The organism is Amylibacter sp. IMCC11727 (genome assembly GCF_029854195.1).
Lineage (GTDB): Bacteria > Pseudomonadota > Alphaproteobacteria > Rhodobacterales > Rhodobacteraceae > Amylibacter.
This window is the reverse complement of sequence record NZ_CP122960.1, coordinates 171740-197071: the sequence shown is the minus strand read 5'-3', so window position 1 is coordinate 197071 and position 25332 is coordinate 171740. Positions and strand designations below refer to the sequence as shown.

The 25332-nt window shown below is 52.4% G+C and carries 22 protein-coding genes; 7 read left to right on the top strand and 15 right to left on the bottom strand.

From position 1 onward, the window contains the following. Nucleotides 1-45: 45 nt before the first annotated feature. From infB to QBD29_RS01040, 7 genes are all read right to left on the bottom strand, one after another. The gene (gene infB / locus QBD29_RS01070; RefSeq protein WP_280099492.1) at nt 46-2517 is read right to left on the bottom strand and encodes a translation initiation factor IF-2; all 2472 of its coding nucleotides are present in this window, start codon (nt 2515-2517) and stop codon (nt 46-48) included. Further along, a complete protein-coding gene (locus QBD29_RS01065; RefSeq protein WP_280099491.1) occupies nt 2510-3172 on the bottom strand; it encodes an RNA-binding protein in 663 nt (220 codons plus the stop codon). Before QBD29_RS01065 ends, infB begins: the two co-directional genes overlap by 8 nt. An 18-nt stretch (nt 3173-3190) precedes the next feature. Then, nucleotides 3191-4816, bottom strand: a complete 1626-nt coding sequence (nusA, locus tag QBD29_RS01060; RefSeq protein ID WP_280099490.1) for a transcription termination factor NusA — start codon at nt 4814-4816, stop codon at nt 3191-3193. Next, nucleotides 4813-5376: a ribosome maturation factor RimP gene (rimP, locus tag QBD29_RS01055; RefSeq protein ID WP_280099489.1), complete on the bottom strand. Its 564-nt coding sequence runs from the start codon at nt 5374-5376 to the stop codon at nt 4813-4815. The genes nusA and rimP overlap by 4 nt, the downstream gene beginning before the upstream one ends. A 172-nt stretch (nt 5377-5548) precedes the next feature. Next, nucleotides 5549-6007: a GNAT family N-acetyltransferase gene (locus QBD29_RS01050; protein WP_280099488.1), complete on the bottom strand. Its 459-nt coding sequence runs from the start codon at nt 6005-6007 to the stop codon at nt 5549-5551. Between the two features lie 254 nt (nt 6008-6261). Continuing rightward, nucleotides 6262-7605: a glutamine synthetase family protein gene (locus tag QBD29_RS01045; RefSeq protein WP_280099487.1), complete on the bottom strand. Its 1344-nt coding sequence runs from the start codon at nt 7603-7605 to the stop codon at nt 6262-6264. Then, a complete protein-coding gene (locus QBD29_RS01040) occupies nt 7605-9002 on the bottom strand; it encodes an aspartate aminotransferase family protein (protein ID WP_280099486.1) in 1398 nt (465 codons plus the stop codon). The genes QBD29_RS01045 and QBD29_RS01040 overlap by 1 nt, the downstream gene beginning before the upstream one ends. A gap of 353 nt (nt 9003-9355) precedes the next feature. Between QBD29_RS01040 and QBD29_RS01035 the strand changes: the two genes are divergently transcribed. Then, nucleotides 9356-10264 carry a LysR family transcriptional regulator gene (locus tag QBD29_RS01035; RefSeq protein ID WP_280099485.1) on the top strand — a complete coding sequence of 303 codons (909 nt, stop codon included), beginning with the start codon at nt 9356-9358 and terminating at the stop codon, nt 10262-10264. Nucleotides 10265-10297: 33 nt separating this feature from the next. On the opposite strand, the gene QBD29_RS01030 is transcribed toward QBD29_RS01035, so the two are convergent. Genes QBD29_RS01030 through QBD29_RS01015 form a run of 4 tightly spaced genes read right to left on the bottom strand, consistent with a single transcriptional unit; the run spans nt 10298 to nt 13203 of the window. Next, nucleotides 10298-11215 carry an OmpA family protein gene (locus tag QBD29_RS01030; protein ID WP_280099484.1) on the bottom strand — a complete coding sequence of 306 codons (918 nt, stop codon included), beginning with the start codon at nt 11213-11215 and terminating at the stop codon, nt 10298-10300. Continuing rightward, entirely contained in the window at nt 11212-11775 is a 564-nt protein-coding gene (locus QBD29_RS01025) for a peroxidase-related enzyme (protein ID WP_280099483.1), read from the bottom strand. Before QBD29_RS01025 ends, QBD29_RS01030 begins: the two co-directional genes overlap by 4 nt. 11 nt (nt 11776-11786) lie before the next feature. Beyond that, entirely contained in the window at nt 11787-12488 is a 702-nt protein-coding gene (locus tag QBD29_RS01020) for a GNAT family N-acetyltransferase (RefSeq protein ID WP_280099482.1), read from the bottom strand. Beyond that, nucleotides 12478-13203: a molybdopterin-binding protein gene (locus QBD29_RS01015; protein ID WP_280099481.1), complete on the bottom strand. Its 726-nt coding sequence runs from the start codon at nt 13201-13203 to the stop codon at nt 12478-12480. Before QBD29_RS01015 ends, QBD29_RS01020 begins: the two co-directional genes overlap by 11 nt. Nucleotides 13204-13244: 41 nt before the next feature. Here QBD29_RS01015 and sfsA point away from each other — a divergent pair, with 41 nt between their 5' ends. The 3 genes from sfsA (at nt 13245) to radC (ending at nt 15650) form a co-directional block, all read left to right on the top strand. Beyond that, complete coding sequence (sfsA, locus tag QBD29_RS01010) at nt 13245-13952, top strand: DNA/RNA nuclease SfsA (RefSeq protein WP_280099480.1); 708 nt, start codon at nt 13245-13247, stop codon at nt 13950-13952. A 67-nt stretch (nt 13953-14019) separates the two neighbouring features. Then, complete coding sequence (map, locus tag QBD29_RS01005; RefSeq protein WP_280099479.1) at nt 14020-14862, top strand: type I methionyl aminopeptidase; 843 nt, start codon at nt 14020-14022, stop codon at nt 14860-14862. Nucleotides 14863-14900: 38 nt separating this feature from the next. Next, entirely contained in the window at nt 14901-15650 is a 750-nt protein-coding gene (radC, locus tag QBD29_RS01000; RefSeq protein WP_280099478.1) for a DNA repair protein RadC, read from the top strand. A gap of 16 nt (nt 15651-15666) precedes the next feature. On the opposite strand, the gene QBD29_RS00995 is transcribed toward radC, so the two are convergent. From QBD29_RS00995 to secA, 3 genes are all read right to left on the bottom strand, one after another. Beyond that, nucleotides 15667-17169: a phosphate ABC transporter substrate-binding/OmpA family protein gene (locus QBD29_RS00995; RefSeq protein ID WP_280099477.1), complete on the bottom strand. Its 1503-nt coding sequence runs from the start codon at nt 17167-17169 to the stop codon at nt 15667-15669. A gap of 14 nt (nt 17170-17183) precedes the next feature. Then, entirely contained in the window at nt 17184-18389 is a 1206-nt protein-coding gene (locus QBD29_RS00990; protein ID WP_280099476.1) for a hypothetical protein, read from the bottom strand. A 201-nt stretch (nt 18390-18590) separates the two neighbouring features. After that, complete coding sequence (gene secA, locus QBD29_RS00985) at nt 18591-21407, bottom strand: preprotein translocase subunit SecA (RefSeq protein WP_280099475.1); 2817 nt, start codon at nt 21405-21407, stop codon at nt 18591-18593. Nucleotides 21408-21663: 256 nt separating this feature from the next. Between secA and QBD29_RS00980 the strand changes: the two genes are divergently transcribed. Genes QBD29_RS00980 through mutT form a run of 3 tightly spaced genes read left to right on the top strand, consistent with a single transcriptional unit; the run spans nt 21664 to nt 24259 of the window. Further along, entirely contained in the window at nt 21664-22509 is an 846-nt protein-coding gene (locus tag QBD29_RS00980) for a peptidylprolyl isomerase (RefSeq protein ID WP_280099474.1), read from the top strand. Nucleotides 22510-22517: 8 nt separating this feature from the next. After that, nucleotides 22518-23864, top strand: a complete 1347-nt coding sequence (gene argJ, locus QBD29_RS00975; protein ID WP_280099473.1) for a bifunctional glutamate N-acetyltransferase/amino-acid acetyltransferase ArgJ — start codon at nt 22518-22520, stop codon at nt 23862-23864. Beyond that, nucleotides 23861-24259 carry an 8-oxo-dGTP diphosphatase MutT gene (mutT, locus tag QBD29_RS00970; RefSeq protein WP_280099472.1) on the top strand — a complete coding sequence of 133 codons (399 nt, stop codon included), beginning with the start codon at nt 23861-23863 and terminating at the stop codon, nt 24257-24259. Before argJ ends, mutT begins: the two co-directional genes overlap by 4 nt. On the opposite strand, the gene hemH is transcribed toward mutT, so the two are convergent. Continuing rightward, the gene (hemH, locus tag QBD29_RS00965; protein WP_280099471.1) at nt 24242-25297 is read right to left on the bottom strand and encodes a ferrochelatase; all 1056 of its coding nucleotides are present in this window, start codon (nt 25295-25297) and stop codon (nt 24242-24244) included. The genes mutT and hemH overlap by 18 nt on opposite strands. Between the last annotated feature and the right edge of the window lie 35 nt (nt 25298-25332).

Below are 25332 nucleotides of genomic sequence, written 5' to 3'. Positions count from 1 at the left end.
AAGGGCGCTCCAAATGGAACGCCCTCTTCAAGTCTATCGCGTGGATTAATCCAGCTTGCGTTCGATTTCTTCTGTCTCAAAGATCTCGATCACATCGCCTTCGCGGATGTCCTCATAGTTCTCGAACGCCATACCGCATTCCTGACCACCCTGAACCTCTTTCACTTCGTCTTTAAAGCGTTTCAGCGTTTTCAGTTTGCCTTCGTGGATCACAACGTTGTCGCGCAGCAAGCGAACGCCCGCGTCACGGCGTGCAACCCCTTCGGTGACTTCACAACCAGCAATCTTGCCCGTACCAGAAATCTTGAACACCTCTTTGATCGACGCATAGCCGATAAAGGTTTCTTTGATTTCTGCAGACAACAGACCAGAGGCCGCCGCTTTCACATCGTCAACCAAATCGTAGATGATGGAATAGTAGCGAATTTCCACACCCTTTTGGTTTGCGGCGTTCCGCGCTGGCGCATTGGCCCGCACGTTAAAGCCGATGATCGGTGCGCCAGAGGCTTCGGCAAGCGTCACGTCACTTTCAGTGATCGCACCAACGCCCGAATGCAGCACGCGCACGCGGACTTCGTCGTTGCCGACTTTTTCCATGGCTTGAACGATCGCTTCAGACGAACCTTGAACATCCGCTTTAACCAATATTGGCAGTTCAGAGACATTTTCATCGGCTTTAGCTTTCGCCAACAACTGATCAAGCGTTGTCCCAGCACCAGCCGCCGCTTTTTTGTCTTTTGCCGCTTTGATGCGGTAATCGGCAATTTCACGAGCTTCTGATTCGCTGGATACAACGTTCAGCACGTCGCCTGCTTCTGGTGCGCCATTCAGACCCAAAACTTCGACAGGAACGGATGGGCCAGCTTCGTCAACACGCTCACCTTGGTCGTTGATCAACGCGCGGACCTTACCCCACTGCTCACCCACAACAAAGATATCGCCTTTGCGCAATGTGCCGTTCTGAACCAGAACCGTGGCAACAGGGCCGCGACCAACATCCAGCTTTGCCTCAATCACTGCGCCTTCGGCATTGCGATCTGGGTTTGCTTTCAATTCCAACAACTCAGATTGCAGTGCAATCGCCTCGAGCAGCTCAGGGAAACCTTCACCTTTCAGCGCGGACATCTCAACGTCCTGCACATCACCTGACATGGCTTCCACAATCACTTCGTGGCGCAGCAACTCTGCACGCACTGCATCTGGGTCAGCACCAGGTTTGTCCATCTTGTTGATGGCCACAATCATCGGCACTTCGGCTGCTTGCGCGTGGTTAATGGCCTCAATTGTTTGTGGCATAACGCTGTCATCGGCGGCCACAACCAATACAACGATATCGGTCACTTGCGCACCACGAGCCCGCATCGACGTAAACGCCGCGTGACCTGGTGTATCGAGGAAAGACAGCAACGTGCCGTCATCCGTTGTGATCTGATACGCACCAATGTGTTGCGTGATGCCGCCGGCTTCGCCAGACACAACATTGGTCTTGCGGATCGCGTCGAGCACAGATGTCTTACCATGGTCAACGTGGCCCATGATCGTAATCACTGGGGCGCGTGGCTTCAGGTCTTCTTCTTTGTCTTCGACTGTAACGATGGCTTCTTCCACGTCAGCATCGGAAACGCGAACAACCTTGTGGCCAAACTCTTCGACGATCAATTCGGCAGTATCCGCGTCAATCGTTTGGTTCTGTGTGGCCATAATACCGTTTGTCATCAGCGCTTTAACAACCGCAGCAGTTTTTTCCGCCATACGGTTTGCCAGCTCCTGCACTGTAATTGCTTCTGGCACTTGAACGTCACGAACGACCTTCTCACGTTCTTGGTTACCGCCCATCATCTTACGGCGTTCACGCTCTTGCGCACGTTTCATTGCCGCCATGGAGCGCTGGCGCCCGCCATCACGTCCAGACAAGGCCTGACTGATTGTCAGCTTACCGGATCGGCGGCGATCATCGCCCCCTTTGCCACGGTTTTGCTTTTTGTCGTCAACCCGCGCGGGTTTGTCATCCCGCTTTGCCGTCTTCGCAGGAGCCTTGGCCGCAGCGGCTTCGGCTGCTGCTTGGTCAATAACTTCTGGCTCAGCAGGTTTTTCTTTTGGCGCTTTCTTGGCTTCAGCAGCGGCTTTTTCAGCCTCCTCTTTGGCTTTCAAACGCTCAGCGCGTTCGATTTCTTCGCGCTCTTTTTCTTCTTTCTCACGGCGGCGCGCTTCACGCTCTGCTTCGCGGCGTGCAGATTCTTGCGCTTCCTTTGCGGCGCGCTCGTTCTCTTGGGCTGCCGCTGCAGCCAACGCCTTTTTGCGGCGCTCCATTTCGGCATCAGAAATACCTGGCGCGTTGACGCCACCACCTGATTTACCGCCACCCGCAGCTGCGCCAGATTTTGGCACAATCACGCGTTTGCGTTTTTTCTCAACCACAACAGACTTTGTCCGCCCATGGGAGAAGCTCTGCCGCACACGGCTTGTCGAAGGGCGTGCTCCGCCCAATCCCAATGGCTTTTTGTCGTCGTCACTCATTCGTCTTCAACCTTTCAGCGTCGGGTTCATCCGACTGCTTTGCCTCAATTATGGCGTCCTCGCCGCGTATTCCAGCAAGCCTTGCAATATCGTGCTTAACCGATTTGGTTAAACCACCTCCCGCAAGCGCCGCATGTATCACATAGTCACGCCCAAAAGCCAAACCCAATTCGGCGGCTTTCAAGCAGGTAATATGGGTATTCTGGCCATCTGGGGGGCGTAACTTACCCTTTTGGGGTTCTGAGCCGTCCAACGCTTGCAACAGCACCACGGCTTTTCCAGAAATTAACGCGCCCTTGGTCTTTTCAAACCCACAAATAGCACTCCCATTGCGTCGTGCAAGGGATATCAGATCAATAACCCGTTTCAGCAACAGGTCTTCGACCAGTTCAAGCAACCCATCAGGGAGCGTTGCTTGGGTTTTTGCTGCACGTGAAAACAGCTTTTTTTGGATGGCCAATTCCATCGCGTCCCGTTGGGCAGACACCCACATCCCACGGCCCGGCAAGCGTTCCGTCAGATCGGGTGTAACAATCCCATCTGGTGACAAGACAAACCGAATGAGGCCCGCACGCGGCTGAGCCTCCCCCGTCGCTATACAGCGGCGGGTTGCTTCATCGGTTTGTGTCTTTCGTCCAGCGCGACCCAAAGGCATATCCCAAAGTCTGACGCATCAGACTTCGGACTCCTCGGATGCTTCGCCGTCTTCCGCTTCGCCTTCTTCGGCAGCAGCGTCTTCGGCCATTTGCTCTTCTGTGACCCAACCCAGCATCAAACGAGCTGTCATGACCAGCTCTTGAGCTTCAGCCAAGGTCACATCGAATGATTCCAGCAGACCTTCGTCTTTCACACGTTCGCCATCAATAGTGGTATATCCACCAGCCAGTTCCCAATCCGCACAAGTCGCGAAATCTTCGAGCGTTTTCACGCCGTCTTCGGCCAAAGCCACCATCATCTGCGGTGTCAAACCTTCGAAGTCGATCAGCGATTGTTCCACACCCAATTCTTTGGCCGCTTCCAATGCTTTTGCGTTCATTTCATCCAAAGATTCGCGCGCACGGGCCTGCAATTCATCGGCAGTGTCCTGATCGAACCCTTCGATGGTCAGCAATTCATCCACTTCGACGTACGCAACCTCTTCCAGCGTGGCAAAGCCTTCTGACACCAGCAATTGGGCCACAACTTCGTCCACGTTCATGGTTTCCATGAACAGTTTGGAGCGCACTTCGAATTCTTTCTGGCGACGCTCTGATTCTTCAGCTTCTGTCATGATGTCGATATCAAGACCGGTCAGCTGGGATGCCAAACGCACGTTCTGACCACGGCGACCAATGGCCAAGGACAGTTGATCATCAGGCACAACAACTTCGATGCGTTCTGCTTCGTCGTCCAAAACAACCTTTGCCACTTCGGCAGGCTGCAACGCGTTCACAAGGAACGTAGGCGCATCGTCATTCCAAGGAATGATGTCGATCTTTTCACCCTGCAATTCGTTCACAACGGCCTGCACACGGCTGCCGCGCATACCCACACAAGCACCCACTGGATCAATGGAGTTATCAAAAGAGATAACACCGATTTTCGCACGGGACCCTGGATCACGGGCAACCGCTTTGATCTCGATGATACCATCATAGATTTCTGGCACTTCCATTTTAAACAGCTCTGCCATGAATTCAGGCGCTGTCCGAGACAGGAAGATTTGCGGCCCACGCATTTCGGAACGCACTTCTTTGATATACGCACGGATACGGTCGCCATTGCGGAACAATTCGCGGTTGATCAACTGATCACGGCGCAGCACGGCTTCGCCGCGGCCCACGTCCACGATAACGTTGCCGTATTCCACGCGTTTAACCAAACCGTTGATGATTGTTCCTTCGCGGTCTTTGAATTCGTCGTACTGACGCTCACGCTCTGCTTCGCGCACTTTTTGCAGGATCACTTGTTTGGCAGATTGCGCGGCGATCCGGCCGAAATCCATCGGTGGCAGTTCGTCAATCACCCAGTCACCCACTTCAGGGTTGTCCAAATGCGCTTCTGCATCGCGCACTGTCATCTCGGTAAAGTGGTTTTCCACCTCTGCCACAACTTCGCGCACGCGCGTCATTTCCAGCTCGCCCGATTTGCGATCAATCTTGGCACGGATGTCCAGTTCTGGGCCGTACTTTGATTTGGCAGCTTTGGCATAGGATTCTTCCATCGCCTGCAACACCAGATCGGGGTCGATCATTTTTTCACGGGCAACTGCATCTGCGATTTGCAACAATTCCAAACGGTTTGCACTGGTAATGCTCATGACGCGTCCTCTTCGGTTTCAATGTCGTCAAACTTGCTTTCGTCCAACCCACCATCTTTGCGGGCCTTCAAACTCTCTTCGATCAGGGCATCCGTCAGAACCAGCTTCGCATCTGAAAGCCAGTCAAACTGCAACCCGATAATTCCCTGCTGGATTTCAATCAGAACTTCGCCGTCCTGAACCCCACGCAATTCCCCTTTGAACCGACGCTGACCATCAATCAATTCTGATGTCTCGATCTTGGCTTCATAGCCTTCAAAGGTTTCAAAATCCTTCAACCGTGTTAACGGGCGATCAATACCTGGGCTGGAAACTTCCAACGCGTATTCGCCTTCAACAGGGTCTTCGACATCTAAAATCGCCGACACCTCGGTCGAGATTTTGGCGCAATCATCCACTTCGATCCCACCTTCGGGACGTTCTGCCATAATTTGCATGACGGTCTGCTTGCCTGTGATCAAACGCAGGCGCACCAATTCATAACCCAGATCCTCGATCACGGGCTGCACGATCTCTGCAATTCTCTTATCAATGGCCGCTTTCGCGATCAGATCAGACATATTGTACGCATCCTTTAAGACACAAAAAAACGGGCGCAGGGCCCGTCGCAAATTCCGATGGAAGTCTGGGGGTGGAAGCCAGTCTTACCGCTGTTGATTGGGATATAGGGGATCGAATCAAAAAGCGCAAGGGGAAGCGGTCCCGCACTGCGCGGAACCGCCGTCGCGTTAATCAAAGCGCTTTGCGAAAGATCACTTTATCATCTCCGTTCGCCCAGAAATCCCGAATTCGGGCTTCTGCGTCATATCCATTCTTCAGATAAAACGCGCGTGTCTTAGCAAATGCCTCAGTGCCAGATGTATCAACGATCAGAATACGACCACCGACCGCACAAATCTCTGTTTCCATCTGCTGCACCAATTCAGCACCGATCCCATTGCTTTGCACATCAGGCAAAACCGCAATCGCCAGCATATTCCAAGTTGCCTCGGTCAATTGTTCTGGCAAGGCATAGCAAAACCCTACTGCTTTACCGTCCTGTTCCGCCGTTAGCCACAAATCGCCACTGTCTTGGTTTTGTAAAAACCCAGCCACCATGTCTGGCAGCATTTCGCTTGGAAACAGCTCTGTGCCTTCAAGAACAGTTTGGAGGTCCCGAACGTCTTCGGACTTTGTTTTACGAATTTTCATATTCATATCTTTCTGAGTACAGCCACCTTTGATGGCCGATTGTTTCATGTGCCTTAGGTCGTTTGTTTGGTCACACGAAAAGGAGGGCGTACTGATAATCAGTCACCCTGTTTTCAATCACAATCCCTTTTGGGATTTAGCGGTTTCCCGCAATCGTATACATAAAATCTCCGTTGCCCGACATCAGCGTGAGCTTCTACAGGCTAGCAAACGCGGCACCCTAGGAAAAGAATGAATAAGGGATTGTTGTCTTACTAAACAAAATCCGCATAAGTGCTGCGCTCAAAGTCACTGACTACAGCAGCGAATTTTGCCATTTCCTGACGTTTGGCCTTGGCAAAACTTTCAATCAAAATCGGATCAAAGATTGCTGCCATCGCGTCACTGGCTTCGAATGCTACAACAGCATTTTCCCAAACCTTGGGCAGTTGCGGCAGATCAGGGGCGTACCCATCACCAACGGTTGGGGCAGGGGGCTCCACCCCATCTTCCATACCGCGCAATGCAGCACCCAATACACAAGCCAATACCAAATATGGGTTGGCATCTGCACCTGCTACGCGATGCTCAATGCGCCGCGCCGCATCTGGTCCACCTGGAATGCGCACCGCAACTGTGCGGTTTTCATACCCCCATGCCACTGCACTTGGGGCATGGCTCATGGGCGCAAATCGGCGATAGGAATTAAGATGCGGCGCAAAAATCGCCATACTGTCAGGCATCGCATTCAACAAACCCGTCACCGCGTGTCGGAGCTCCGCTGATCCCTTGTCCGTCCCATCCGCAAAGATGTTGTTCCCATCTTTATCCAGAATCGAAAAATGCACGTGCAATCCACTACCAGACCGATCCCCGAACGGTTTGGCCATAAATGTCGCTTGCTTTCCATGGGACCGCGCCACTGACCGAACAATCCGCTTAAATGCCATGGCATCATCGGCTGCCCGCATCGGATCAGGCACATGGTTCAGATTGATTTCAAACTGCCCCGTGCCATTTTCCGATATCGCAGCATCCGCTGGGATACCCTGTTCTTCGCAATGGCGATACACATCGTTTAGAATCGGCTCATAGTGGTCCAATTCTTCCAACGAAACGGTTGCATACCGATCAGACGTGCGCCCAGACACTTGGCTGGACACAAAGTCACTTTCTGGATCCGTCAGGTAAAATTCCAACTCCGTTGCCACAACAACTGTTAGGCCCTTTGCCGTAAAACGCTCCACAACAGACTTTAACGCCTGACGCGGGTCCGCTAAAAACGGCGCGCCTGTTTCATCGGCAAATTCCAATTGAACAAAGGCGCTGGGCGCCGCGCCCAAATTGTTCAAAACGATTCCGTGCTCTGTTGGCGAGCAAACACCGTCCCCATCACCTGTTTCAAACACCAAGGCGTTGTCTTCAACGTCATTCCCCCAGACATCGACCACCGCCAGCGAAACAGGCATCCGCAATTTGCCATCCAGCACCTTTTCAAGGTTTTGGATTGGCATACGCTTGCCACGAAGCTGACCGTTCAGATCATAAGCACCCGCTTGCACAGTTTTTACAGTCGGGTGTTTCGCGATCCAATCGGTGGCGGTGTCTTTTGGTGTCATCACGCGGTTAACAATCCCTCTGCTTTCGCCTTCTCTTGTGTTTGATCCAGCGTCTTCCAGGCCGCGGCCACCAGTTCATCCACTTCGGCTTCGGTAATCACCAACGGCGGTGAACATGCAATACTATCTTTCACAGCACGCAACATCACACCGTTTTCAGGCGCGATATCTTTAAAGATTTTTCCGATGCTTCCAGGCTGCGCAAATGGCGCACGGCTGTTAGAATCTGGCGTCAGTTGCATTGCGCTCATCAAACCAGAAATCCGCACCTCACCCACCAACGGGTGATCCCCAAGAGACGTCCACTTCTCGGCGAAATAAGGCGACAGGTTCGCCGCATGTTCGACGATTTTCTCTTCTTCCAGAATGCGCAGGTTTTCCAACGCAACCGCCGCTGCCACAGGATGCCCAGAATAGGTATAACCGTGGAAGAAATCGCCACCCTTCTGTGCAAACTCTTCCGCGATGCGGTCACTGACCACGGATCCTGAAATCGGCATGTACCCAGATGACAGCCCTTTGGCGATGGTCATAATGTCAGGACGGATGTTGTAAGTTTCAGAGCCAAACCAATTACCCGTGCGCCCAAACCCACAAATCACTTCATCCGCGATCAGCAGAATGTCATAGGCATCACAAATGCGCTGAATTTCGGGCCAATAGGTGCTTGGGGGTACAATCACACCACCTGCACCCTGCACAGGTTCCGCAATGAACGCGGCTACATTGTCTTCGCCCAGCTCATTGATTTTGGCTTCCAGCTCTGCTGCGCATTTCAGGCCGTAGTCTTCGGGTGACATATCGCCCCCACCAACCCACCAGTAAGGTTGTGAAATATGTGCAAGCCCCGCAATTCCTTCGGCCCCTTGGACGTGCATATGCGCCATACCGCCCAGCGCGGTCGCGGCGACAGTGGATCCGTGATACGCGTTTTCACGGGAAATGATCACTTGTTTGGTCGGCTTCCCTTTGGATGCCCAGTAATGACGCACCAAACGGATGTTCGTATCGTTGGCATCTGACCCTGAATTGCCAAAGAACACATGGTTCAAATCTCCAGGCGTCAACTCCGCTATCTTTGTGGCCAGTTCCACCACAGGCGGATGCGTGGTTTGAAAGAACGTATTGTAATAGGGCAGCTGCTGCATCTGGCGTTGGGCCACATCCGCCAGTTCGTTTCGGCCATACCCGATGTTCACACACCACAACCCTGCCATACCGTCCAGAATGCGGTGGCCTTCGCTATCGAACATATAAACACCATCTGCCCGCGTGATAACGCGGCTGCCAGTTGTCTTGGTCACGGCACCATTTGCAAAGGGCTGGATATGGTGTGCAGCGTTCAACGCCACCAATTCGTCAGTTGGTCGGTGATTGAGCAGTGTTTGCTTGTTCATGGTGCGGGCCTCCGTTTTATACGCCATAGCCGTGATATAACTCTTGCGAGTGGTCAACCCATATTTCCGATTCCACCGCTACGGAGTCGACTTTGCTAATTGACCACAATTGGGCATCAATAACGACCCCATCACTGGATTGTGTCATCGGCTGCCTTTTTTCAGTTCAAATAAACCGAATAAAATAAGGGGACTCCGCGTTGTTTCCTTAGAAATATGAATTGTTTCATTGTGCACGTTGCCCCAACAATTCCCAATTTAAACCGCGGAATGTCCTTTTGTTTCCAAATTGGTGACGCATTCCCCCCCGATAAACGGCACAGTTGAGTAATTCAGTAATGAGGTAATGAGTTATGGATCGGTTAACCGAAATGGAAGCCTTCGCCAGTGTCGTAGACCTTGGCGGTTTCACAGATGCAGCCCGCAAAATGGGCCTGTCAAAATCAGCAATTTCTAAGCATGTGTCATCATTAGAAGCACGCCTTGGCGCACGTCTTTTGAACCGCACAACCCGCCGCGTAAGCCCGACAGAAATCGGTCTCGCGTATTATGATAAGGCACGTCAGGTTCTCGACGATGCTGGCGAAGCAGACGCAATGGTCACATCCATGCAGTCCACGCCGCGCGGCTCCTTGCGTTTGTCCGCTACCTCCGACTTTGGTGTGAACCACATTTCCAAAGCACTTGGCGCGTTCTTGAACCGCTATCCCGAAATTAACGTCAACATGGTTCTGTCAAACCGCAACGTTGACCTTTTGTCCGAAGGGTTTGATCTGGCGATCCGCATTGGCGAGATGCAGGATTCATCCCTTCGGGCCCGGAAACTGGCCGAAACCAACATGCGTGTGATCGGGTCCCCGAAATATTTCTATGAACATGGTGTTCCGCAGAAAATCGACGATCTGGCGCAGCACAAGCTACTACATTTCTCGAACCAATCTTCGGGCAACGCATGGAAAATCACATCTGCATCTGGTGAAAAACGCCTGATCCGTGCTGGTGGTTCTCTAACGGTGAACGATGGACAATCTTTGCTACAAGCCGCCGAAGCAGGTCTCGGCATCGCCTACCTGCCCAGCTTTTTGTACCATGAAGCTGTTGAAGATGGTCGTTTGAAAGCGGTTCTTCCTGAACTGCCAGTTGAAACACTCGGCGTCCACGTGGTCTACCCTCCTGGCCTTTACACAAAGCCAAAGCTGCGTGCTTTCATCGACTTCTTGGTGGAGCATTTCAAACAAAAAGGTCCAGAAGACTGGGGCTAAAAACAGATCGGGGTTTGACGCCTCATCAAACCTTTATCTCGAAAAAACCGCCTCAACACGGCGGTTTTTTTGTGCGCCCTCTTCGGTTTCATTGGTAGCGCGCGGCGATAAAAACCCAACGCCATGCGCCTCCAACCGATCTGCCGAAATCCCATGGTCATTAATCAACGCCGCGCGTACAGACTCGGCCCGCTTCCGCGATACCGTGATATTCCCTTCAAGCGATCCTGACATGTCAGAATGCCCAACCAATAGAACCCGCAAACTTTCATCTGATTTCAGTTTTTCGGCCAACGCAGCCAACGCCCCATTTGGATCAGCCCCCAACGTTGTGCTGCCCGCGTCAAACGTCAGACCTTCCAAAACCGTCGAAACATCCCCCGTAATTTCCAAAGGAGTGCCAATCGACGCCACAGGCCCTGTTTCAACAGTATCCACCAATGCGCCATCTGCTGGTGTTGGGCGGTACTCCGTCATTTGCACGTAAACGGACACAGGCGACTTACTTAACAAAAACGTCACAAAGGCGGGATTTTCCGTAACCGTTTGTTTGGCCGTGATGAACTGAAAATCACGCAAATCCACGCGCATCATCGGCTCGTCCACGACATCAATGGCAAATCGAAAATCATACCCGCCACAGTCTCGGGCAACGCAGGATAATATCTCGTCGTATCCAGATCGTTCCAATTGATCCGCGATGCCAGACCGCACCTCTGCCACGGTTTGCTCACCTCCCATGGCAAACACCGTGCGCCGAATATTCTGCGGCGTATCTTCGGTTGGCAAAACACCATCAGCAAATGGCCCAACAGGAACCTTTGCCGCGAGCGTTGTTTCTACTTCGGAATAGGTTGCCTTTGCCCCCAATGGCAGTTGCAACACAAATTCCGCCGCCCCAAGGGTTGGCGCGATCAATGCAACACTACAAAGGGCAAGGCCAAGTCTCATCTGTACGCGCTGTGATACTCTGGATTAGGCTCCATCGCGACAGCCGAAGAGAACCTGTTCGACATGTTATAAAAAGACGCCACCGCAGCCACGTCCCAAATGTCCGCATCGCTCAAACCTGCATCGCGCAACAGCTGGCGATCTGGCTCTTCTATCTTGGCGCTTGCCTCTGTCATCTTCACCGCAAAATCCAAAATCGCCCGCTCCCGCGTTGACAGGTCGGCCACACGATAATTCATCACCAAGGCTTCGCCCAATTCTGGTTTGCCGCTGATCTGACGCACCGCCGATCCATGTGACACCAAACAGTAAAAACACTTGTTGATGGATGAAACGACCACGGCAATCATCTCGCGTTCCAGCTTGCTCAGCCCGCTGTCCCCCAACATCAGATCGTTGTACATGCCCGTAAACGCGTTCAGCTTATCCACATTATGCGCATAAGATTGCAACACATTCGGAACAAAGCCCAATTTCTCCACGCAAATATCGAAATACCGCTGCGTTTCAGGCGGCAACTCTGCCATCGGCAAATCCAGCGCAGTCACATTCTTGGTCATCAGACTCTCCCTTACACTTTGATACGGTAGTGATACTGCGCACCAGTTTCCATGCCCAACTTTCGATACAGGCTCTGCGCACCCGTATTTGCCTGCGTGGTCAAAACGCAAAACGTCTCCGCGCCGTGTCGCAAACCCCACCACGCGGCTGCGCGCATCATGCGTTCGGCGACGCCACGCCGCCGTTCACGGGTTAAAACCTCCACCGCATGGGCCATGCAAATGCCACCCGATGCCGCCACGAATGCCGCCGCAGAAGCCCGCGCATCAATCCGCCCCATCACAAAAGTTTTGTTACAAACGGCCCGCCGCATCACATCCAACCGCGCTGGGCCAATGCCACCTTCTGCCCAAATCTCGGCGAGAATCGGCATCGGCGACTGCGCAAAAATCGCATCCAGTTTCGGTTTAAACCCATCTGCTAAACTGGCCGCATCACAGACCAACAAATCCACAGGGTCTTTCACAACATACCCACGATCTGCCAGCTCTGCATCCAACTCCGTTTGCGCTCCTTGGATCATGAATAACTTATCCTGACCCAGCGCCATCATCGCGGTCTCAGCCACAGAAATATCCCCTTTGCCAGAGGCCGCCGATACCCGCTGTCCGCCACTACGACCCTCGCGAATGGTCCAGCCTTCCACCTGCGTCATCTCTGCTGCTGGCCAGGTTGCGTCCACCGCTGCAAACAGGTCTGCTTCAGTCCACATCAAACGTTTCCCGTACCTTTTCCGCAGCTTCAGCCACCAACGACGCCCGCGTCCCGCGCATCACGATATTCGTGCCGTAGCCTTCGGAATTTGAAAACGGATAAGACCCAATCGAAAGCGTCGGAAAAGCATCGGCAATCAACCCGAGCGGCCCTGCCACATCCCCTTCAGGAATGTTCAACCGCACACTTTCAGAAACCACAGGGTCCCCACCCGTCAACTTGGGCAATAACCCATCCAGCATCACTTCGAATATCTTTGGAACACCCGCCATCACATGCACATTGCCAATGGTGAATCCAGGCGCTTTGGAGATCGGATTATCAATCAAGACCGCGCCTTCAGGAATGCGTGTCATCCGCATTCGCGCTGCATTCAACTCCGTATGACCACCCGGATAGTTCGTCGCCAATATATCAATGGCATCTTGTCGCGGCCCAATCGGCACACCAAACGCTGCCGCTACATTATCCGCCGTGATATCATCATGGGTCGGCCCAATGCCACCACTGGTGAACACATGATCGAATTTGCTGCGCAACCCGTTGACCGCATCGACAATTTCGCTGGCATCATCCGACACGACACGCACTTCTTTCAGGTCGATCCCCATCTCTGTCAGTCGTCCCGCCAAATGATACATATTCGCATCGCGCGTCCGCCCTGACAAAATCTCATCGCCAATCACAAGCATTGCAGCAGTAGGGTTCGTCATATTATCTGTCCTTATCGTTGCCCTAGTCTTACGGATTCACCATGCAATTCTCCACCCCCCTCGTTCCCGCAACGTTGATCAAACGTTACAAACGGTTTTTGGCAGATTGCATTCTTGAAAATGGCGATATCGTAACCGCTCACTGTGCCAATACAGGCGCGATGACAGGGCTAAAAGACGAAGGTCTCCGCGTTTGGCTCGAACCTAACGATGACCCGAAAAAGAAATTGAATTACTCTTGGAAATTCGTCGAACTGGCCAATGGTCATTTCGCAGGAATCGACACCGCCCTCACCAACCGTTTGGTGAAAGAAGCCCTCCTCGCCAAACATATCCCAACCCTCGCCCCTTACGCACATATCCGACCAGAGGCAAAATACGGCACAGGCTCGCGAATTGATTTCCTCCTCACAGATGACGCCCGACCCGATTGCTATGTTGAAGTAAAGAACGTCACGCTCACGGCTCCAGATGGCTGGGCCGAATTTCCCGACACGGTCACAGAACGCGGCACAAAGCACCTCAACGAACTTACCGAAATGGTGCGCCAAGGTCATCGCGCCGTCATGCTCTACCTCGTTCAACGCACCGACTGCGATAAGTTCCGCCTCGCCCATGCCCTCGATCCCGCCTATTCTGCGGCATATAAAACCGCCATTGCAGCTGGTGTTGAAACCCTCGCTTACGCCTGTGACATCACCCCAACCGACATTAAATTGGCCAATGCGTTGCCCGTTAAACAAAATTAAATCGCCCCACTGGCAATAACGCCCTATTTCCTCTATCACCCGCACGACAAATTGACGGAGACACCTCGTGACCCCACGGCTCAACAAAGACGGCATCACCCTGCACTCGAAGGAAGAATTCGAAGGCATGCGCGCGGCTGGTCGCTTGGCGGCAGAAATTCTCGATATGATTGGCCCGCATGTTGTTCCTGGCGCAAAGCTCGATGATCTGGACAAACTGTGCCACGATTTCATGATCGAAAACGATTCTACCCCAGCCACGCTCGGCTATCGTGGATATCCGAAATCATCGTGCATTTCCGTGAACCACGTGGTGTGCCACGGCATCCCTGGCAGTAAAATTCCGTCATGGAAAAACGACAAAAACAAACGCACCGATGATACACTGTTCGACGGCGATATTCTCAACATCGACGTGACCTGTATCCTCAACGGTTGGTATGGCGACAATTCCCGCATGTACATCGCAGGGGACGCGAAACCCTATGCCAAACGCTTGATCCAAGTCACCCATGACGCCCTCATGATCGGCATCGACCAAGTCAAACCCGGCAACACATTCGGCGATATCGGCGCAGCCATCCAACGCTATGTCGAAGCGCAAAAATGCTCCGTCGTGCGCGATTTCTGCGGTCACGGCCTTGGCCGCGTATTCCACTCCCCGCCGAACGTTCTGCACTACGGCCGTTGGGGCACTGGCCCTGTTCTCGAAGAAGGCATGTTCTTCACCATCGAACCCATGGTGAACCTTGGCCGCCCAGAAACCAAAGTCCTCGCCGATGATTGGACAGCAATCACGCGCGACAAATCTTTGTCAGCCCAATTCGAACACTCCATGGGCGTCACGGCTGACGGCGTTGAGATTTTCACAGAATCCCCCGCAGGTTTGTTCCACCCAACACAGCCTTGATTCACGTCTGATTAACCATTCCCCCACACAGTGAGGGAATGACCAACGCCTTTACAGAGCAACCTCTGCTACAATTCGATCAAACGCCAGAGCCCGCTGCGTTTGACCGATCCACCCCTGAATTTTCTAAAGATCACCGCAAACGCTTGCGTGAACGGTTCATGCGCGCTGGGCCAACGGGCTTGAATGACTATGAACTCCTCGAACTTGTCCTCTTTCGCGCCATCCTGCGCCGCGATGTGAAACCGCTGGCAAAACGCCTCCTCGCCTGTTTTGGTGATTTCAACCGCGTGGTCTCCGCCCGCCCGAGCTTGCTGGCTGAAATCCAAGGCGTCGGTGATGCCGTCATTCAAGAATTGAAAATAGTCGAGGCCGCCGCACATTCGCTGGCCCAATCCAAGGTCCTCAACACTGATGTGCTCTCCAGCTGGTCCGCCCTCATGACCTATTGCAAAACCGCAATGGCACACCGCGAAACAGAACAATTTCGCATCTTGTTTCTGGATAAAAAGAACGTCCTCATCGCCGATGAAGAACAACAAAAGGGGACGGTGGATCACGTTCCTGTCTACCCCCGCGAGGTCGCAAAACGCGCCCTAGAACTCAACGCCAGCGCTATGATCCTTGTCCACAATCACCCCAGCGGAAATCCCGAACCCTCCCAAGCCGACATCGACATGACCCTGCTTGTGGAAAACGCCATCAACGCCATTGGCGTCACCTTGCACGACCACGTCATCATCGGCGCAGAAACAGATAGCAGCTTTCGCGCTATGGGCCTTCTTTGAGGTTTGCCTCGTGGGATTATTCGGCCACTTCCACAGGCGCGACACGATCCTTTACCCAAACCTCAACACGCCGATTGATTGCGGCATCTTGCGGGCTGTCTTCGCACACCAACGGTGATGCTTCACCATACCCCAACACCTCAATCGTCACATCATCTAGCGCACTCTCTGGTGCCGATTCTTGTAACGCGGCGAACACAGCCTCAGCACGATCTTTGGACAAGGATTTATTCTGTCGCGCGCGGCCTTCCCCATCCGAAAACCCCATTAGATAAATCGCCTTATCCGCATAATTTCCGAGCGCAATTCCATCCAACAGCGCATCTACGTTCACCCGCGATGGTCCGTCGAGCCGTGTCGAACCCGCCTCAAATCGAAACGTCGCCGACAATAATTGCGCACCAGACATAATCGCCGTCATCTCGCGCACATCTTTCAGCGGAACTTCCTTGCCGATAATCATCATGGAATTGGCCAATCTCTGACCCTGACGATCCAGTCGCAGCGCACTGATCCCCAAATCCGCAAATCCCAAATCCGCGATGACGGCTTGCGCCTGTTCGGTTTCCAAAAACGCGATAAATTCCCGTGCAAATAGCGGCAATCGCTTGTTCGGCTTCGACACATACAGCGCGTATTGCATGGGATAGGCCCCAGACTGCACCGCAAAACTATTCGCGTCGTTGTGCATCCCACAGGACCCGCGCAACCCCATGGCCCGCGCTGTGCGAATCCCCGAAAAGGGCAGAATGGCCAAACCAAATGGATCATTTGCAACTGCATCTGCGGCTTCTTTCAATCGTGGATGTGTTGTTGCGGCGATGTCCTCGGATGGAACCAGCCCTAAGGTTTCGACCTGTGCTTGAAACCCTGAATTACCTTTGGCAGTGTGAACAACGATGTCAGAATCTCCACCACCTAAGTCTTTCCAGTTGGTAATAGATCCATCCAAAACCCCTCGCATTTGATCCAGTGTAATGGCCCCAACAGGGTTCACATCAGATGCTGCAATGACAATAGCATCAAGCCCAATCACCTGCGCCAAAGATGGATCAACGGGTGCAGCGGTTGAAATCCAAATCGTATCTGATCCATCACGCAGCGCATCGGTCGACCCTTTAGATATCGTCACTTCGGCCAACACGGATCCCGCTTCGGTTGTCACGGTCACAACCTGCGCGTCCGTACCTGCAATGGAAATCTCCGCCCCTTGATACAGCGCAAACGCCTCGATCAAGGGCAGCGCAATAGACGGATCACCCATCGCGTTCAGCTGTTCCACTTCGGTTGATGGTGCGGGGCAGCTTTCGCCGCTACATGTGACGGTCCGTGCATCGACTGTGACAGGGCCAAATTCGGTCTCAACACGAAAGAATTCACCATCAAATTCGATCAGCGTACCAGTAACCTGCTGATCTCCTTCTATGGCCGACAGAGTAATCTCCTGCGCACTAACGCCACCTGAAACACAGCCCAGAACTACCGCACTTACCACCGCACGCAGATTGAAAAACCGCATGAAAACCCCCGTTTTTACTTACGGGCCACTTTCATGTCTTTGATCGCATTTTTCAACACCAGACTGGTGGTTTCGGACCCACAGGTAGGCATGGTCAGCGACAATTCGCTCTGGGCTGCACCACTGTTAATGCGGTGCTGCGCCATACGAACGGTCATATCCGCGCCACAGGCATATTCGCCCCGCAGGGTTTCAATTTCAAAATCCACAACCTGTGCGCGCTTTTTCGCACGCTGTGGCAATGTGTAAACTTGTGCCAGTTCTGCATTTTCCAATTCAGGATTGCCAAGTGTCACCATATATCCGCCACCATTCATGCGTGATTTGGCAAAGGTGTTTGGCGCAACACGCCAGATATGGCCAACACCCCCAGCTACCGCGCCATTCTCCATGGCGTGCAGGAACGTATCATTTGCACCTGCCCATGCGATACCCACACGCTCAAGTGCAGACAGGCCCGCGATATACGCGCCAACTGTGGACGTCATGCCATCGGCCAGCTCGATATCAAAACGGGAATATTCTGCGAATGCAGGGATCTTCAGTTCAATCGCCCCTGCGCCATCCAAACGCTCCTTGAACTGCAATCCCGCATGTTTGATCGTCACAACCACGTTCGGGTGACACGGCGCAATCAGCTTCAATTTTACGCGCGCGCCGAAAATTGGCGTTGCACGAATATCAAGCGCACAGCTCGCCGCGTCGTTTGTTCTAATTTCAACCAGCTCGGCGATGTCAAATGCCATGCTCGGTAGGTTGGCTGTCACACGCGGTGCAACAGGTGTGTCGAGCGCCACAGGCGTACGGGTTAAAACAATATCTGTGATGTCCGCAGGAAACGCTAATTCTGGCGCAACAGCAACGATATCCAAATTAATCAGATCCGTTGGTGTGATATCACCCGTTTCGCGTGCGTTCGGTTCCACCGCAGCCAAGATCATATCGGCGTCTACGCCTGCAATTGCATTATCTTCGTTGGCTGGCATCTCTGGCATAGCGGGTGCGGTTGCAACTACGCTGTTTGTCGGAAGATCGCTGATAACAACATCCGAACCACCATCCACGTTTGCGTCTGTCAGCGCTGGTGTTGCAAGGCTGGCCACCACAACAGGGGACACCGCATTCGTTTCATCTTCGCCCAAAAACAGGCTCGCAGTTGCGCCACCCACAGCCAAAACCGCACCTGTTACCAAAGTCAAAAGTCTGTCGTTGATCCGCATGATCGCCTCGATAAGTGTTTAACTTAACGAAAATTAGCGTTCAATCTGGGCGGCTTTGGGCAGGCAACTTGGTCCTTTACGGGCCATTTTGTGCAAGGCAAAAAATTGGGCTTAATTCAAATTTGGCGGAAATCTGGCATTTGACGCCTGAAAGGGGTGTGGCGAGGCAAAATGCCTTTGTCCCGCCACAAAATGTCTAAATCACAGCTTTCCGTGACATTGTTTGAACTTTTTCCCGCTCCCACATGGGCAGGCAGAGTTACGTCCTGGGTTGCCCCAAGTGGTCGGATCATCTTCCACAAATCCGTCCAAAGGCTCTGTTGGTTCACCTTCTGATGCAGGTGTTGCAGCGGCCATATTCGCCTGCGCTTCGGCCTGCATTTGCTGCATGATTTCATTGCGCTCTTCTTCTGTGAGGATGCGCACATGGGCCAGTTGCCCCGTCACTTCCGTGCGCAAACCGTCAAGCATACCCTGGAACAACTCGAACGCTTCCGTTTTATACTCGTTCAACGGATCACGGTTTGCATAGCCGCGGAACCCAACAACGGATCGCAAATGTTCCAGCGTTACCAGATGCTCACGCCAGTTTTTGTCGATTGTTTGCAACAAAACCTGCTTTTCAACAGAACGGAACTGTTCAGCCGTGAAATCCACCACCTTTTTGGCCATGAATTTATCAGCCTCTTTCGAGATGCGTTCTTTCAGATCCTCATCGTCGATGCCTTCTTCGTTGGCCCATTCGATCACAGGCACATCAATGCCGATATGTTCGATGACTTTACCATAGAGCCCTTCGATATCCCATTGATCTGGATAGCTTTTCGGCGGGATATGCTCGGTTACCAAATCTTCGATAACCTCGTCGCGCATGTCTTTCACAATGTCAGACAGATCATCGGCTTCCATGATTTCAAACCGCTGACCAAAGATCACCTTACGCTGATCGTTCATCACGTCATCGAATTTCAGCAACTGTTTGCGAATGTCAAAGTTACGGCCTTCAACTTTGGCCTGCGCTTTTTCCAGTGATTTGTTCACCCACGGGTGGATGATCGCTTCACCCTCGGACATGCCCAAGGTGCTCAATACTTTATCGAGTCGCTCTGACCCGAAAATCCGCATAAGATCGTCTTCCAAGCTCAGGAAAAAGCTGGATTTTCCTGGATCACCTTGGCGTCCAGAACGGCCGCGCAGCTGGTTATCAATGCGGCGACTTTCGTGCCGCTCTGTGGCCAGAACAAACAAACCACCCGCATCCAGCGCCTTTTTCTTGTCCGCGGCAACGCTTGCGGTGATCTGCTCACGAATAGCGGCTGGATCAGCATCATCGCCAGCGGCCTCAATGGCCTCCAGAACTTGCATGTCGACGTTACCACCCAGCTGAATATCCGTACCACGGCCGGCCATGTTCGTCGCAATTGTTACTGCACCCAGCTTACCCGCATTGGCAACAATTCCAGCTTCTTGTTCATGGAACCGCGCGTTCAAAACATTGTGCGGAATACCATCTGGTCGCGATGCCAGTTCGGCGATCCCATCTGCCCAGTCGGTGTATTTCTTCTGGTTTTCTTCTTTCTTCATATCCGCCGCACGGGTGCGCAGATTTTCAGAAATGATTTTCAACAACCCCTGATCTTTCAACAGCATCGACAAATACTCTGATTTCTCGATGGATGTTGTACCAACCAGCGTAGGTTGACCCTTCAAATATGCCTTGGCGATTTCTTCCACGATGGCCGTGTATTTTTCCTTGGCCGTGCGATAAATCGCATCGTGTTCATCAATCCGCGCAATCGGTTTATTGGTTGGAACTTCGACCACACCCAAACCATAGATTTCCTGAAATTCTTCGGCTTCGGTTTGCGCCGTACCCGTCATACCCGCCAGCTTGTCGTACAGACGGAAGTAGTTTTGGAACGTCACAGACGCCAGTGTTACGTTCTCTGGCTGGATTTCCACGTTTTCTTTGGCTTCAATCGCTTGATGCAGGCCATCAGACAACCGACGTCCATCCATCATGCGGCCAGTGAACTCATCAATCAGCATCACAGAGCCGTTTTTCACGATGTAATCTTTTTCCCGCAGGAACATTTTATGCGCACGCAACGCATTGTTTACGTGATGCACCAATGTGGTGCTTTCTGGATCATACAGCGATTGGCCCTCTTCCATCAAACCTTGGGCCAAGAACTGCTCTTCCACAAATTCGTTGCCAGCGTCTGTTAAAACAGCCGATTTCGCCTTTTCGTCGATGGTGTAATGATCTTCGATCAGGGACGGGATCAACCGATCCACTTTCACATACAGATCAGACCGATCCTCTGCAGGGCCAGAAATAATCAGCGGAGTCCGTGCTTCGTCGATCAGAATTGAATCCACCTCATCCACAATCGCGAAATAGTGGTCGCGCTGGGCGATTTGGGACAATTCAGATTTCATATTGTCGCGCAGGTAATCAAAGCCCAGCTCATTGTTCGTCGCATAGGTGATATCGGCCTGATACGCTGCGATCTTTTCGGCGTCGTCCATGCCAGGATAAATCACGCCTGTTGTCATCCCAAGGAATGAATAAACCTGATCCATCCATTCCGCGTCACGTTTCGCCAAATAGTCATTCACGGTCACAACATGCACACCGCGGCCTGTCAGCGCGTTCAAATACACGGGCAGGGTCGCCATCAGCGTTTTACCTTCCCCCGTTTTCATCTCTGCAATGTCACCACGATGCAGGAAAATCCCGCCAACCAACTGCACATCAAACGGGCGCAACCCCAATGTGCGTTTCGCGCCTTCACGAGCATTGGCAAAAGCTTCGGGCAGCAAATCATCAAGGCTCTCACCTTTTTCCAGCCGTGCTTTGAACTCTTCGGTTTTTGCTTTGATCCCAGCATCGTCCAGCGCGACGAATTCTGGCTCTAGCGCATTGATTTTATTCACCAGCGATTGGACGCGTTTCACCTTGCGGTCATTCTGCGTTCCAAAAATCTTTTTACCGATCGTATTCAAGCCAAGCATAGCTGCTCCGTTTTATCTTTAAGGCCGCTTATATCTGCGACAAAAATCTGACGTGACTGTGAAGGATCGTACCAAAGCCTGCCTTGTGGCTTTGCCCATGTCAGCGTAAAGGTTTTTCAACGCCGCGCAGTCCTTGCATTCATGCCAGAATTGCATCTAAGCGGGTCTGTTAGTACTGTCAACGTTGCCCCTAGAAACAGGCGACACAAATACTTTATCTGCCCGCGTTAAATTGGGCCAAAAACTGGAGCCAATCATGAAATTTACACGTCTTTTCGCGTCTTCTGCCGTCGCTGTTCTTATGGCCACATCCGCAATGGCGCAGGATGCTGTTACGGCCAACACGGTAGTGGCCACCGTAAATGGCAAAGACATCACGGTTGGACATGTGATCGCCCTAGTAGATCGCCTTCCCCAAAACGTTCAACAATTACCAGATGACCAGTTGTTCAATGGTGTTGTGGATCAGCTTATTCAACAAAGCCTGCTAACTGCGGACACCAGCGAAGAATCCCTCGCCGTACGCTTGGCCGTTGAAAATGAAGTCCGCGCCTTGTTGGCATCCAAAGCCTTGGACAAAGTTGAAGCCGCCGCAGTAACGGACGAAGCTGTCGAAAAAACCTACCAAGACGAATTCGGAAACGCCAAAGGGGATGTTGAATACAACGCCGCCCATATTCTTGTGGAAACCGAAGATGAGGCCAAAGCACTGATAGAGACCCTGAATGAGGGCACTGATTTTGCAGAGCTGGCCAAAGAAAAATCCACTGGCCCTTCTGGCCCAAATGGCGGTGATCTAGGCTGGTTTGGTCTGGGCCGCATGGTGCCCGAGTTTGAACAGGCTGTTGTGGCAATGAATGTTGGGGATGTGTCTGCACCCGTCCAAACGGAATTTGGCTGGCATGTGATAAAGCTTAATGAAAAACGCGAATTGCCAAAACCAACATTGGAAGAGGTTCGTTCACAAATCGAAACCACTTTGCAACGGTCTGCTGTTTCCAATCACTTGGAAAAACTGACTCTTACTGGTGACGTCATACGCCCCGAAACAACAATCGACCCTTCCGTCATTCGCAACCTTGATCTTATCGCTGACGAATAGGTTCCAACATGGCTAAGTCAAAGGCAAAACTGAAAAGTAAAATCAAAAAATTAAAGCAAAAAATCAAAAGGTTGCGTGCGGATTTACATACCGCTTCAAGCACCCCTGCGATTTCGCCTTTGGCGCCGCCTTCAGGCTTTCCCGCCCTACCAGAAATCGGCGGCGTGACCTACGCCGCTGGTGCAGCTGGCGTAAAATACCAAGACCGCGATGATGTGATGCTGGCTCATGTAGCCGCTGGCAGCGCGGTTGCTGGCGTTTTCACCCGCTCCGCCACGCGCTCTGGCCCCGTTCTGGATTGTCAGGCAAAACTGGCGAACCTTCAAAAAACGGACACAGTGTCTGGCGCGCTGGGCGTCGTAGTGAACTCAGGTAATTCCAATGCGTTCACGGGCAAAGCAGGTGATGAATCCGTTGGTTTTGTGTCAGCATCTGCTGCCAAATCATTGAAAACAAAACCCGAAAATATCCTGACCTCCTCAACAGGTGTCATCGGCGAACCTTTACCGCATGACAAAATCATCGCGGTTTTGGATGATCTTGCGGCCAATCAATCCCCAACAAATGGCCAAGCTGCCGCAGCCGCGATTATGACGACGGACACCTTTGCCAAAGGCTCTGCCAAAACAATTAACATCAACGACAAACCCATAAATATCGCAGGGTTCGCCAAAGGGTCTGGTATGATTGCCCCCGATATGGCCACGATGCTCGTATACATCTTCACGGACGCGGCGGTCACTTCCCCCGCGTTGCAACAGATGATCAGCGCAGAAAACCAGCGCACATTCAACGCCATTACAGTGGACAGCGACACATCCACATCCGACACGTTGCTGGCCTTTGCCACGGGCGCTGCAGGCAACGATATGATTTCGGACGCCACTAGCGATGATGGCCAAACCCTCGCTGCCGCTTTGCATGATGTGATGCGCGATCTGGCCCATCTGGTGGTGAAAGATGGCGAAGGCGCGACCAAATTTATCGAAGTGGCGGTCACAGGTGCCACATCCGACGAAAGCGCCCAAACTGTGGCCCTCGCCATTGCAAACTCCCCGCTGGTGAAAACCGCCGCCGCAGGCGAAGACCCAAACTGGGGCCGCGTTGTTATGGCTGTTGGTAAATCTGGCGAACCCGCCGACCGCGACAAGATCAGCATTCATTTTGGCGATATCCTCGTTGCCGAAAACGGCTGGGTGTCCCCCAATTACACCGAAGCAGCAGGCGTCGCCTATATGAAAAACCAAGACCTGAAAATCAGCACTGATCTTGGCATTGGCAACGGGTCCGCACAGGTTTGGACCTGTGATCTAACTCACGGATATATAACAATAAACGCGGATTATCGTTCATGAAAACTATCCTCGTGTCCGCTGTCGCTTTGATCGACAAAGATGGCCGCGTTTTGCTGGCCCAACGCCCTGAAGGGAAATCCATGGCAGGCCTATGGGAATTTCCAGGGGGCAAGGTCGAAACGGGCGAAACACCAGAAGCCGCGCTTATCCGCGAATTAGAGGAAGAACTCGGCATCAACACATGGTCCAGTTGCCTCGCACCACTTACATTTGCCAGCCACACCTACGATGATTTCCACCTGCTTATGCCTGTGTTTGCCTGCCGCAAGTGGGAGGGCATTCCAACACCGCGCGAAAATCAAACCCTGAAGTGGGTGCATGTGAACGAAATGCGAGACTATCCTATGCCACAGGCGGATATCCCGCTGATCGCAACGTTACGCGATCTTCTGTAACCAGCCCGCAGACTCCGTCGCCACAATATCCGCCATCATTTCAATATGATCCGGGCGATCATTCAAGCATGGAATATAGGTAAACGTTTCACCCCCTGCCTCGATAAACGCCTCTTTGATTTCCTCGTTAATCTCTTCCAAGGTCTCGATACAATCGCTGGAAAACACAGGCGCAATCACCGCGATGTTTTTCTTACCCTCACGGGCCAAACGCGCCACGTCCTCAACGGTATAGGGTTTCAACCACTCCTCACGCCCAAAGATTGACTGGAATGTCAGCTGGATTTTGCTCTCGTCCCAACCGAGCTCTTCTCGCAGCAATCGGGTCGTTTTCTGGCAATGGCAGTGATACGGATCACCCTCCATCAAATACCGCAGCGGAATGCCGTGATAGGATGTTACCAACACATCTGGCTCCACTTCCATTTTGGCATAAGCTTCGCGAACACTGTCCGCCAAGGCTTTGATATGTAACGGGTTTTCAAAATATGCGGGCACACAGCGAATGGTCGGTTGCCACCGCATTTTCATCAATGCGCGGAACGCCTGGTCATTGGCCGTGCCTGTGGTCGTTGCAGAATATTGCGGATACAGCGGGAAAAATACGATCCGATCACAGCCACGATCCTTCATGTTTTGGATCACGGATTCCGTCGATGGATTGCCGTATCGCATACAAAAATCCACCTCAACCTGATCCCCATACTGTTCTTTCAGAACTTTGGTCAAAGCCGTGGTTTGATCCCGCGTTGTAGTCAACAACGGGCTTTCGTTCTTTTCTTCGTTCCAAATGGTTTTATAGGCCGCACCAGATGTAAACGGACGAAACGACAGGATGATCAGTTGCAAAATCAACTGCCATTTCCACTTGGCCACATCCACCACACGTCGGTCCGACAGGAATTCATTCAAATACCGCCGCACAGACCAGTAATCGGTGCCGTCAGGCGTGCCGAGATTGCACAAAATCACACCCACTTTGCCAAAATGTACCTTCGGGTGGTCGGCGTTTGAATGTTCTGGTCGTGTTGCAGTCATATTAAGTTCTCCAAATCCAAATCGGACCTAACGCA